Source organism: Mesorhizobium sp. NPDC059054 (assembly GCF_042739215.1).
Classification (GTDB): Bacteria; Pseudomonadota; Alphaproteobacteria; order Rhizobiales; family Rhizobiaceae; genus Mesorhizobium.
In genome coordinates, this window is the sequence record NZ_JBHYHV010000006.1 from 1 (window position 1) to 12,876 (window position 12,876).

The 12,876-nt window shown below is 59.6% G+C and carries 9 protein-coding genes; all 9 read right to left on the bottom strand.

Annotation, left to right across the window (positions count from 1 at the left end; genetic code table 11):
* The coding region (locus tag ACFWXH_RS23895; protein WP_379123839.1) for a hypothetical protein at positions 1 to 2,528 on the bottom strand (2,528 nt) is incomplete at its 3' end.
* A gap of 772 nt (positions 2,529 to 3,300) precedes the next feature.
* On the bottom strand, positions 3,301 to 4,518 hold the full coding sequence (locus tag ACFWXH_RS23900) for a hypothetical protein (protein WP_379123840.1): 1,218 nt from the start codon (positions 4,516 to 4,518) through the stop codon (positions 3,301 to 3,303).
* Positions 4,487 to 5,800 carry an HlyD family type I secretion periplasmic adaptor subunit gene (locus tag ACFWXH_RS23905; RefSeq protein WP_379123841.1) on the bottom strand — a complete coding sequence of 438 codons (1,314 nt, stop codon included), beginning with the start codon at positions 5,798 to 5,800 and terminating at the stop codon, positions 4,487 to 4,489. The genes ACFWXH_RS23900 and ACFWXH_RS23905 overlap by 32 nt, the downstream gene beginning before the upstream one ends.
* A gap of 10 nt (positions 5,801 to 5,810) precedes the next feature.
* Positions 5,811 to 7,523 (bottom strand): type I secretion system permease/ATPase, encoded by a 1,713-nt coding sequence (locus ACFWXH_RS23910; protein ID WP_379123842.1) that lies wholly within the window; start codon positions 7,521 to 7,523, stop codon positions 5,811 to 5,813.
* 232 nt (positions 7,524 to 7,755) lie between these two features.
* Positions 7,756 to 8,001, bottom strand: a complete 246-nt coding sequence (locus ACFWXH_RS23915) for a hypothetical protein (protein ID WP_082407549.1) — start codon at positions 7,999 to 8,001, stop codon at positions 7,756 to 7,758.
* A 471-nt stretch (positions 8,002 to 8,472) separates the two neighbouring features.
* The gene (locus ACFWXH_RS23920) at positions 8,473 to 8,754 is read right to left on the bottom strand and encodes a hypothetical protein (RefSeq protein WP_054312789.1); all 282 of its coding nucleotides are present in this window, start codon (positions 8,752 to 8,754) and stop codon (positions 8,473 to 8,475) included.
* Positions 8,755 to 9,264: 510 nt separating this feature from the next.
* Complete coding sequence (locus tag ACFWXH_RS23925) at positions 9,265 to 10,266, bottom strand: helix-turn-helix domain-containing protein (protein WP_379123843.1); 1,002 nt, start codon at positions 10,264 to 10,266, stop codon at positions 9,265 to 9,267.
* A 364-nt stretch (positions 10,267 to 10,630) separates the two neighbouring features.
* The gene (locus ACFWXH_RS23930) at positions 10,631 to 11,959 is read right to left on the bottom strand and encodes an MFS transporter (protein ID WP_379123844.1); all 1,329 of its coding nucleotides are present in this window, start codon (positions 11,957 to 11,959) and stop codon (positions 10,631 to 10,633) included.
* A gap of 51 nt (positions 11,960 to 12,010) precedes the next feature.
* Entirely contained in the window at positions 12,011 to 12,754 is a 744-nt protein-coding gene (locus ACFWXH_RS23935; RefSeq protein ID WP_379123845.1) for an SDR family NAD(P)-dependent oxidoreductase, read from the bottom strand.
* Positions 12,755 to 12,876 lie beyond the last annotated feature (122 nt).

The window sequence follows — 12,876 nt, forward strand, 5'->3', positions numbered from 1 at the left end:
GTCACACCACCGACAACGCCACCGAGTGAACCGCCGATGCCACCGGTACCGCCTGCGCCACCGGCGATGTCGCCGATCGCGCCGGTCACACCACCAACCACGCCACCAAGCGTGCCGCCAATGCCACCCGTACCGCCAAGTTCACCACCGATGTCACCGATCGCGCCGGTCACACCACCGACAACGCCACCAAGCGTGCCGCCAATGCCACCCGTACCGCCAAGTTCACCACCGATGTCACCGATTGCGCCGGTCACACCACCGACAACGCCACCGAGTGAACCGCCGATGCCACCGGTACCGCCTGCGCCACCGGCGATGTCGCCGATCGCGCCGGTCACACCACCGACAACGCCGCCGAGCGAGCCACCAATGCCGCCGGTACCGCCTGCGCCACCGGCGATGTCACCGATTGCGCCGGCCACGCCACCAACCGCACCACCGAGAGCGCCGCCAATGCCACCGGCGCCGCCGCCGACACCACCGAGACCACCAAGCGCACCGTTCAGGCCGCCGGCAACGCCGCCGACTGCGCCACCCAGGGCACCGCCAAGACCGCCGGCGCCGCCGCCGACACCACCGAGGCCGCCAAGCGCACCGTTCAGGCCGCCGGCAACGCCGCCGACTGCGCCACCCAGAGCACCGCCAAGACCGCCGGCGCCGCCGCCGACACCACCGAGACCGCCAAGCGCACCGTTCAGGCCGCCAGCCACACCGCCGACTGCGCCACCCAGGGCACCGCCAAGACCGCCGGCGCCGCCGCCGACACCACCGAGGCCGCCAAGCGCACCGTTCAGGCCGCCGGCCACGCCGCCGACTGCGCCACCGAGAGCGCCGCCAAGACCACCGGCGCCGCCGCCGACACCACCGAGGCCGCCAAGCGCACCGTTGAGGCCGCCAGCCACACCGCCGACCGCGCCACCGAGAGCACCGCCAAGACCGCCGGCGCCGCCGCCGACACCACCGAGGCCGCCAAGCGCACCGTTGAGGCCGCCGGCCACGCCGCCGACCGCGCCACCGAGAGCGCCGCCAATGCCACCGGCGCCGCCGCCGACACCACCGAGACCACCAAGCGCACCGTTGAGGCCGCCGGCCACGCCGCCGACCGCGCCACCGAGAGCGCCGCCAATGCCACCGGCGCCGCCGCCGACACCACCGAGGCCGCCAAGCGCACCGTTGAGGCCGCCGGTCACACCGCCGACCGCGCCGCCCAGGGCGCCACCAATGCCGCCGGCGCCGCCGCCGACACCGCCCAGACCACCAAGCGCGCCGTTGAGGCCACCAGAAACACCGCCGACCGCGCCACCCAGAGCGCCGCCAATGCCGCCGGCGCCGCCGCCGACACCGCCCAGACCACCAAGCGCGCCGTTGAGGCCACCAGAAACACCGCCGACCGCGCCACCGAGGGCACCCCCAATGCCGCCGGCGCCGCCGCCGACACCACCGAGACCACCAAGCGCGCCGTTGAGGCCACCAGAAACACCGCCGACCGCGCCACCGAGGGCGCCGCCAATGCCGCCGGCGCCGCCGCCGACACCACCGAGACCACCAAGCGCGCCGTTGAGGCCACCAGAAACACCGCCGACCGCACCACCGAGGGCGCCGCCAATGCCCCCGGCGCCGCCGCCGACACCACCGAGACCACCAAGCGCGCCGCCAATGCCACCAGCGCCGCCGCCGACACCACCGAGGCCGCCAAGCGCGCCGTTGAGGCCACCAGCCACGCCACCGACCGCGCCACCCAGGGAGCCGCCGATACCGCCGCTTGCAGTACCGCCGATCCCACCGATCGACCTACCGCTGGTCGACGCTCGGCCGGCAGATTTGCCTCCTAGCGAAGCGCCACCTCTGGACGACTTGCCGCCGACCGAGGCCTTGCCACCAGACTTGCCGCCGATCGAGGCGCCGCCTCCTGACGACTTGCCGCCGATTGAGGTCTTGCCGCCAGACTTGCCTCCGATCGAAGCGCCACCTTTGGACGACTTGCCGCCAGACTTGCCACCGATCGAGGCACCCCCTCCTGACGACTTGCCACCGACTGAGGCCTTGCCACCTATCGAAGCGCCTCCTGACGACCTACTTCCAACCGAGGCCCCAGTTGACGATCTGCCGCCAACAGAGGGGCTGCCGCTGGACGACTTGCCACCAACAGAAGCTGAACCGCCGATCGAGGCACCACCGACCGAGGCCGAGCCACCGATCGAAGCGCCGCCAACGGAGGGGCTGCCATCAGTCGATTTGCCGCCAATCGAGGCCGAACCTCCGATCGAGGCACCACCAACCGAGGCCGAGCCACCGATCGAAGCGCCGCCTATGGAGGGGCCGCCGCTAGACGACTTACCGCCAACCGAAGGCCCGCCCAGCGAGCCACCAAGGCCTCCAACCGAGCCACCTCCGACCGAGCCGCCAATGCCTCCGCCCGCTCGGTCGCGAGCATCAGCGCTGTCCACTTGAGCGACGACCGCCGTCAGCAACGCAGCTGTTGCCGTGGAAAGGAGGAAATGAGAACGCCTGCTGATGCTAGCCATGGTACACTCTCCTGTCAGTTGTCCTTGTGGTGCTGCGCACGATCAATGGTATCGGCGCGCGCCTCCCGAGGGGCTTTTTAGAAGCCGGCTAAATTTTTCCGATTTGATCTGCGAATGAAGGATTGTCATGCCGGGGGCGCTGCGAGGGCCGCTTTGCTCGGCACGGCGAACAGAGTGGGATCCGCCGAGATGGGAGGCTTCGCTTCGCCTGGCGGCACGGGTGCAGCGGTTGCTGCCGTCCCGGAAGCGAATTTGGGATGCTGGAATTGCCACGTCCGTTGCCTCCTCAGCAGAGTTTGGCGCGCGCGAACGCGCTCACGGTCTGCCGCACGGCAAACCAAGAAAAAAATTTCATCTAAAAGAATAGCTTCGTGTCGGCGTTAATGCCGACACGCTTCATGATATAAGGTTGGTAAAATACTTTTTAATAACTCAAGCCATAATCGGTTTTACCAGACGCAACTTCTCATTCGAAATTCCTCTATTAAACAGCTCTATCAAATCCAATAATCAAATTCTTTCACATATCCTGGGTGTCGTCATTGTCTATTACCCAGAAGTATTGACTGAAACGCTCCGCTAATTCCTTCTTTCCGGGCAGCGGATGTCCCATAGGGATGCCACCTGGAGGCCGCGGAACTCTACGGCCCGGTGAAAAACGTGACATGAACCGTAGGCTTGCAACCGGCACATTTGCTGCCGCTGTTCGCATCCCTGGCTATGTCAACATCGAGAGTCTTGTTGATACAAAACCAGATCTCGACGCGTCCCTTTAAGCGATATGGTGAGCCGAGACGCTGCTTGCGTGGTCCGTATCGGTGTGTGCGTCGTCTTCGATGAACGGCTGACCGACAAATGTCAGTATCGGGGTGATCGCATCGGCGACACCTTCCGTGATTTGAAGCGCCGAGTGCGCCACGTCAAAAAAAGTTGATGCCGCTCCAGGATCGCCATGCGCCTGGGTCCCGGTCGTCACACTGTTCTGTGTCGAGGCAGCACCTTGCGTCGAGGTAGCACTGTTGGATGCTGTCGCGACTTCACCTGCCGCAGAGCCACTGCCAAGAAGGCCACCCAGGATACCTCCGTGGCCGCCACTCAAGATACCTCCAAGGATTCCGCCGCCAGCGTTGTCAACCAAGTTATCGACTGTGTCGCCCAGACCTCCAACGAGCTCGTGGCCGGTGACGGCCAGGTCCGCAACGACATCGCCGTTGTGTTCGCCGGTCAGAGTTCCAAGGAGGCCATCTTTGCCAACAAGGCTCTGGACAGCCCCTGAGATCACAGGTGCGATAGGAAGCAATCCGCCATTTCCAAGCAGGCTGCTTGTGACACCATCGACTACCCCCAGCACTTTCCCGGCCCCGTCCAAGGCACCGTCAGAGGGAGCAACGGTCGCTATTGCCGAACTGATGACAGACGACGCACCGTGCGCGCCTTCGAATGCTCCAGCTTCTTCGGAATTCGTGTGAACGGCCGACGTTGAAATGTCGGTGTCCACCGATGCGATCACTGTTGTCGCATCATGCGTGGTATTTCCGGTGAGAGCGTCATCTGCTGCGGCCTGGGAAGATGCCGATTCCGGCGCCTGTTGTGCGACCACGGGCGAGGTCTCCGAACTCAACACGCTCGCCGCCTGGGCGCTGACCTCTCCCCCGCTTGCCACAGCCGGTCCACCATCCGCGCGATTGTCATGGTGATCGGCGGCCCTCGAGTGATCGATGCCGGACATGGCTTGATCTGCAGAAGAGTCTGACCTGCGATCATCGTCGCGCTCGAAGGTGGACTTGGAATCCGTTGCGGCGGCCGCTTCCTTCAGGTCGATCAACGCAAGGCCCAACCCCACAGCGCCGGCCGTAAGTGCAAAATTCAGCGTGTCGGCCTTACCGGTTTCAGTTTTGTTGTCCGAACGACGGCCTTTGCGACCATCCAATTTGTCTACATTTGCCATGGGTTGATCCTCATTCTTCTCGAAACGCGTGCCCGACTTCATCAAGAAGCGGCCCAAGCAGATAGGCTATCAGGGTCCGGGATCCGTTCGTGACCACCACCTCCGCCGGCATCCCTGGTTGCAGGGGAACCGTTGAATTGCGCAGGTCATCGGAATTGATCTTGGTGCGGATCGCAAAGTAGTTAAGTCCAGATCGCGAATCCGTGATCTTGTCCGCCGAGATGCTGATTATTTCGCCGCGCAGCTGCGGGCGTTCATTTCTGGGCACGCCGGTCAACCAGATGTTGGCGGCTGCTCCTGTCTTGACACCGTTGATGTCGGAGAGCGGCAGCCGGGCTTCGACAATGATCGGATTGTCGGCGGGAACAATATCCATGAGCCGTTGGCCGGCTTGAACCACCCCACCTTCCGTGAATACGGACAAATCGACGATGGAACCGCTGGCAGGCGATTTGATGACCGTTCGATCCATTACGTCCTGCGCCGCCTTGAATTTTGGCAACGCCTCGGCCAACGACGATTGCGTTGTTCGGATCTGATCGACGATCTCATTGATCCGCTGATGGTCCAGCTTGGCGATAGCCAGCTCAGCCTCGCCGGTTTCCTGCGTCGCCGTGGAAATCTCGGCTGTACGCGAGCCCATATCGGCAAGGATCCGGGCCGTTGCTCTTTCCAGTTCCAGCACGCGTGTCTTGGGCGCGTACCCCGATTTGGCCAGCTTTCGGGTGCCTTCCATCTCTTCAAGCATCAAGGCGTTCTGCTTCGACAGCCCGTCTTTTTGCGCCTGCAATCCGCCAATCTTCTCGCGAAGCTGAGCGACCTTGGAGACGAGCATCCCTTTCTCGGCCTCGTATTGATGGGCTCGCGCAACCTTCACCGCAGATTCGTTGGCGACCGTTTCTTCCATCCCCTCGGATGGGTTGGCTTTCGCCCGGAATTTTTCAAGACAGCTGGAATCGGCATTGTCGCGCTCACACAACAGACGTGCCTGACGAGCCACCAGGGTCATGACCTCGGCCTTGGCTATATCGAGCTTTGCTCGAGACTCCGTCCCGTCGAGCTCGATCAATGGCTGACCTCGCTCGACATACTGGCCCTCCGAGACCAGGAGCCTGGAGATGATACCACCATACGGGTGTGCCACCGACTGCCTCTGCGCCTGCACCTGCAGGCTTCCTTCGGCAATTGCCGCGCTCGATAGCGGTGCCACATAACCCCAGCCGACAACCAGCAGCACAAAGGCCAACAAGGAAGCCGCCCCCCAGACGGCGGGACGCCAGGGATTACGATATGCCGCGCTGTCGGGAACTGTAATGGTGGTCATGAGCTGTTCCTCAGCTTGGCAAAGCGGGAGCTGCGAAGCTCTCTGGCGGCCCAAACCTGTCGATTTTGCCGGAATTCAGTGCCAGAACGGTATCGACCACGCTGAGGATGGCTGGCTGATGGGTAACCACCACGACAGCCGTTCCCTGCGCCTTGATGAGGAACAAGGCCTTGCTGAGCGCGCGGACACCTTCTACGTCCAGATGCGCGTTTGGCTCATCCAGGACCAGCAGCCGCGGACGCCCCAACAGAGCCCTTGCCAGCCCGATGCGTTGGCGCTGTCCGCCCGACAGCCCCAGTCCGCCCGGACCCAGCATCGTGTCGTATTGCTTAGGTAAGGACAGCACCATCTCATGGATGCCTGCGAGTGTTGCCGCTTCCATGATCTGCTCGATGGAGGTGTCGTTAAAGCGCGAGATATTTTCTCGAACGCTGCCGGCGAACAACCCCACGTCCTGAGGCAGATATCCGGTGATGCGGCCAAATTCCGCTTGATCCCAGTGTGAATAGTTCAGTCCACCGAAAGAGATATCGCCTTCGGCCGGCTGAAGGGCTCCGATAAGCAACTTGGACAGCGTGCTCTTTCCCGAAGCGCTTGGACCGACAACCGCCAACGCTTCGCCCTCTCCGATCTTGAAGGAAATGTCCTCCAGCACCGGCTTCGGGCGCCCTGCGACACGGTAGGAGAGATTTTTCACATCCAGCACGATTTCATTGGTCGGGACGATCGTCTTGACGTCGCTTACAGGAACGTCGTTCAGGAGGTCTCTGATCCGTTGATAGCCGGCCCGGGCTCCAGCTGCCTGCTTCCACGCAGTCACGGCTTGTTCGACGGGTATGATTGCGCGCCCCATGATGATGCTGGCCGCAAAAATCGTCGCAGGACTGATGGCGTGGTCAATCGCAAGCCACGCACCGGTGCCCAATATCAGTGATTGAAGCAGAAGCCTGGTAAACCGGATGGCAGCCGAAATCAGTGCGTTGCGATCACTCGCGAAAGCCTGCCTGACAAGCATTCCGGCGCGACTTCCCTGCCAGTGGCGTTCCACGGCAGACTGCATCCCCATGGCATGAATGACATCCGCGTGCTGCATGATGTTTTCTGTAAAGACGAAAGATCGCCTGGCAGCGGCCTGGGCATCATCCATGGGCTTGCGGGTGACGGCCTCGTTTACGAAAGCGAGGACCAGCAGCAGCACGGCCCCGACCGTTGCTACGACACCCAGAATGGGATGGATGAGATAAAGGAGGATGAGGTAAAGCGGGATCCAGGGGACGTCGAATAGAAAATGGATCCCCGGACCGGTGACGAACGCGCGGAACTCGTCCAGTTCCCGCAACGGCAAAGCTCCAAGCGAGTATCCGCTCCTGGATGATTTTTGCACGAGCGCCGAAAACACGCGGCTCGCCAGTTTTTCGTCAAGCAGAATACCGCAGCGCGTCAACATCTGGGCACGCATGGCATCCAGGACAGCCATCACGAGCAGCGCGACAATCAGGATAAGCGTGAGCAGGAGAAGCGTGGGAATGCTTTCGCTTCTCAACACGCGATTGTAGACCTGCATCAGATAAAGGGGGGAGCTGAGGTAGAGTAAATTGATCGTGCTCGAGAAGATGCCCACAGCAATGATGTAGGGACGAAGCGATCTTATCGCCGAGCCGATCTCGGTTTCCGCACGCTTTTTGGTCGGTCGAAACAGCGCGGTTGCATCAGCCAAGGACATAACTGGAGGCCCTTCGTTACTTCTCACAACGACAAGATCAGGACGACAGGCTTAAACTCTTCATCCAAGGAGCGGCGGAACTGCCCATTGAATGGCAATCGCAAGATCCTGAGCATCGGCCGCTGCGAGGGACACAGTTCCTCGCAGCGGCTAGCGCCGCTCGGGAGACGCTTTGACACATCGAACTGGCGACGGCCAAAAAGGCAGCGCCTGTTCGGTCAAGGAGGGCCAATCAGGCGATATGCACGCCGTCGTCAGCCTGCAGGGAATCGAGCACCAGCGAAGGTGTCAGAGCGATGCCTGTCCAGGCGCTGCCGACAAGCATAGCAGCTCCCATGCCAAGATGGCCGCCACCATTCATAAAGTTAAGATAGGCGTCATCAAAGGTTACTTCACCAGAACGATCATAATGATATTCATTGATTTGGTCGACAGTCGAAGTTCCAGTAGTGCTGCCACCGAATAAAAAACTAAGCATTTGAAAATCTCCTTTGAGTTTACTTCGAGCGATACCAGCGTCGCATAGAACCCAAAGGAGTCAAGAATTTACAGCCCAATTCCGATTTTGCGCAAATGATTCCAGACAATCGTCAAAAAGCGCGACGGCTTGAGTGTCCGCAATGCCGTCGCATCGCGATAAAGGGGTCGGAGGTGCCTCGTCGCAAGAATCTGAGGGAGCTCGACGATCGAGTAATTATACTACCTGTCTAGTGGTTGAGGCGGCTCGATGTGATACCGGCTTGGCGGTCATCGCAACGGGGAATGGGACTAGACCAGGACAGATCCGAAGCGCAGATATTTCCGGCATTCCGAAGAGTGTGCCGTACTCCCGTTCTCTCATGCGGGTCGATACGATCGCCCTGCCCGCTATGCGTTTCGGCTGTGTTTTTGAATTTTCCAATTGCAGGAATTCGCATTCCGGAAGTGAATCGACCGGATTCGATTTTGACTACGCCGTAGCCCTGCGAGCAAAGACGCGCGCCCAATCGTCGAGTGTATCGTGATAGACGCCGCTGTCGGATTCCTGCACCGTGCCGTCGGGGCACAGGATCGCATAGTGCTCGGAGCATATGACACCTTCGACCACGGGCTCAGACCAACCAGCCAGACCTTCATCATCGAGGATGATCTGCCAGGCAGTGATGGGGGAGCGGCCGAAGCCTCGCACGGTATCCGGCGCAGGCCAGACCACGTAATATCCGGCTGCCGCCGTGATGATTTGGATAGCCATGTTGGTCTTTCCTCCTCCCAAGCAATCCGATCCCATGCGTCAGGCAGCAAGAAACGGGCCAGAAGGAAACGAGATCAAAAACACCTGCGAATTTCGATCTTCCAGCCAGTTAACCGGGTTGAGGATAAAACAGAGGGGCATGGAATTCTGATAATTGTACCGCTCTTTGGGCGCCGCTGGCGCCGGCTGGGCCTCTTTAGCCACCGGGTTTGCTTAGGGCTCGTCTGCGTATCACTTCAGGTTGCTCTTGTACTAAAGGCCAGATTGCGGCGGAAAGCTGGCAGGCGAGGCTTATCATTGTGGACAGGCATCCTTCCGGGCCGTCGGCTGCGTGCCAATCTGAAGTGTGCCGATCTGGCACATCGTGCTTTTCGGCGAAGGGAGACGGCAAGATGAGTGAGCAGACGTGCTGGCTTCGCCCTTTAGCAGTGCTGCCAATCAGACGACGTCGACCGCAGGCCCGGAGAAACTCTTAAGCGGAGATATTTCCCAGGAGGCTTTTGCAGCGATTCAATCAGAAGCGTGTTTGCGGAAAGCAGCAGGGGGTTGACCAACAGTTTTCGAGAACACTCTCGTAAAGTGCACGTGATCCGAAAATCCACATTCTGCGGCAATGCGAACGACGGGCATCGACGTCTTTGCCAACAGGTACCGCGCGCGGTCGATCCGGCTGTGAAGCAGATATTGGTAAGGTGTCGTTCCGGTGGCCTGCTTGAAAAGATGGGCAAAATGTCCCGTCGACAACCCACTCCCTTCGGCCAGATCGGTCAGCGTCAACTTCTGGCTCAGCCGGGTGTCGACCATTTCCCGAAAGCGTGCGATTTGGCTGCGGGTGAGCTCCCCGGAGGAGTCTTCCAAAACCTGCGGCGAACGTAAAGTCGAGTATTTGCGCAGCACATGGCACGCCGCAGCGCGTGCGAGATGCTCCACGTAAGGACGGGTTCCTTCTATCTCCAGTTCCATTGCGTCATCGATGGCGGTGACCAATCCTTCGAGCAGGGGATCCATAAAAGCCAGCCTGCCAACCACATCGACGGAGGTCGATTGATTTCTGGTGATATCGCCCGCAACCTCGGTCAAAAATGTGTTTCGAAGATAAAGATGGGTCGTGTGAATACGCCTGTCCCATTTCATATTCACCGGCTGGTTCGGCGCCAGGATGCTCAATTGTCCCGGATGGAGATACGCTCGGTATTCCTGCGATTGAACGTTGCACATTACCCGCGTTGAGCCGGATCTTGTCAGGCTGATGAAAAGATGCGGGCTCGCCCGAAAAATACCCTCGTTGGGATCTTCGATCTGCTTCGATATGTATACGTTTTCCCAATTTCGGCCGGCACTCGTTCGAAGAGTGCGACAGGAATCGAGTTGGCTGAAGCTGTGGGTTTCCTCCAGCGGGAATTCGCGAAGCGGGGCAACATCGCCTTGCGCGAGATGCTGAGCCGGCGATGCGGCATGAGGGTGTCGTTGCTGAGAATTCTGCTCGCTAGGCGGAGGGATCAACGTGTTCATACCGGGCCACCTCATTGCATCGAATGCAAATCCGGATACTTCAGGATATATCCGCCCAGCCCCTCTCCAAGATAAAACATTGCTATCTTGGCGCTAGCTTACATAATCAGCATGGTTAATTAGCAATAGGGAATAAGACTTAAGGCCAAGAGGGGTTGCCCGAGTTAATATTCATTAACTCGGGCATTTGCAATGATTCGGAAGACGCTCTCCACCCTCAAACTGGAGCGCAGACAGGAGCTCATCCGACCGGGGCAACGGTAGTGAATCTCCGATTGCCCCTGCCGCGCCAGCCTGGCATTGCTCTTTTGCAGCGTCTTCGCGGTGTCCTGGAGGTTGTTCCTTCAACTCCAAGAACAATCAACTATTCAGCCGGTGCGGTTGTCCCAAATGCTCGCTTGGCTTGCGACACCTTTACCAAAATCAATGTGAGCACGGTCACAGAACCCAGGAACACCAGATAAAGCGAGATCGGCCAGGAGGCGGCATATGCTCCCAACAGTGCTGTGGCGATGAGTGGCGATAGTCCGCCACTGAATACCGATGCGACCTCATGACCGAGCGCCAGCCCTGAATACCGTACCTCGGTGTCAAACAGACTGCTGAAGAGCTTGGGCTGAACCGCATTCATCAGGGAGAAACACACGGTGTTGGCACCGATAAAAGCAATGAAGATGCTTGTCGTGCTGTTCGCGTCGATGAGCCAGAAGAACGGAAAGGCAAACAGGATCAGAGCCACGGCTCCAGCCATGTAGAGGGGCCATACTCCAATACGATCCGAAAGCGCTCCGATCCCGACCAGAATAGGCAGTTGGATCAAGAACGAGAATATCAGCGCCAGCATGATCGTGTCGCCGGATGCGCCCACGTACTTTCCATATGCGAGGGAGAAGGCAACGAAAATGTAGCTGCCGCCGTTCTCGGCAACGCGCAGGCCCATCGCGATGAGAATTTCCTTTGGATGACGTTTGATGACTTCCATGAGCGGCATCTTGTGATGGTTGTCTGCCGCAGCCGATTTCTGAAATTCCCGACTTTCAGGAACCTTCGAGCGGATGTACACACCCACGCCGAATATCAGAATGCTGACCAGAAACGGCAGGCGCCAGCCCCAGCTCATGAAGTCTTCCTGCGGAAGCCTTTGAACAAGATAGAATGCGGCGGCGGCCAGCAGGAATCCTGCGCTCAGGCCGACCTGTCCGAAGGACGAGTAAAAGCCTTTACACTTCTCCGGTGCATTTTCGGTGACCAGCAGAACTGCGCCGCCCCATTCCCCGCCTGCCGCAATACCCTGCATGACGCGCAGGACGACAACGAGGATTGGAGCCCAGATCCCGATTTGCGCGTATGTCGGCAGCAGGCCCATCAAAAACGTCGCACCGCCCATGATGGTGAGCGTGGCAACGAGGGCACCCTTACGTCCGTACCTGTCCCCGATGTGGGCAAATACGATGCCGCCCAGTGGTCGAGCGAGAAAGCCCATCGCAAATCCTGCAAAGGCTCCAAGAGTACCAATGAGTGGATCGGTTCCGGCTGGAAAAAACAGCTGTCCTAGGACAAGCGCCGCCACGAAACCATAGAGAAAGAAATCATACCATTCCAATGCATTGCCAGCGACCGACGCAAAAATGAGCTGGCGGAGTTCCTTGTCCGTCAACTTCCTCGGCTCACTGCCCGAAACCCGTTCAGACATTTCCATTCCCCTTTGATTTTTATTATTCAGTTTGAGAGTTTGAAGCTCGCATCAGACCATGCGCGCGCCTCCATTCAGGTCGATCGTCGCCCCCGTGAGGTATGCAGCCTCGACGCTCGCCAGGTATGAGACCAGCGATGCAAACTCCTCCGGTTTGCCGAGCCTTCTGACGGGGATTGTCGAGATCTGCCTGGCCATCTGTGTGGCATCTGTCGCGATGTGATACGCCTCGGTATCAAATCCGCCAGGCGCGATGGTGTTCACGGTCATTCCCATTTCGGCAGCTTCCAGCGCAGCGGTGCGCGCAAGGCCGATAACGGCAGCCTTTGCAGCAGAATAGGCAACGCCAGCGGCGATCGCTGGTCGCTGCGCCGCGGTCGAAGATGTCAGGATGATCCGCCCATCGGCGACAGGTCTTGCCTTGCGGACGCGAAACATCTCCCGAATGCAAAGGAAGGTCCCTCGGGCATTCACAGCTTCGGATCTTTGCCAATCGGCCAATGTTGTTTCAGACAGGGATGGTTGATTTGCGCTGGTTGCCGTCGTTCCCCCTGCACAGCATACGAGCACCGCGACCGGGCCGATCTCCTCTTCGGCGCGACCGAAACAGGCCGCAACGGAGGCCTCGTCGGTTATGTCCATCTGAAAGAAAATAGTCGCATTCTCATCCATCCCCTTTCGAGTGGGCACGCGGACATCAGAGCAAACAACGATGTAACCTTCGGCGTTCAATCGCATTGCGCACGCCTTCCCAAGGCTGCCTTCTGCACCGGTGATCAGCGCAATTCGTGCCATTTCACATCACATGCATTCTCATATGTTTTTTCAAATATGAGCTAATTTTGCTCCGAGTCAACCGGGGGAACTGAGCAGGAAAACAACGTCTCCGGCAAAAAGCTGGTTGATTATTGCGATAT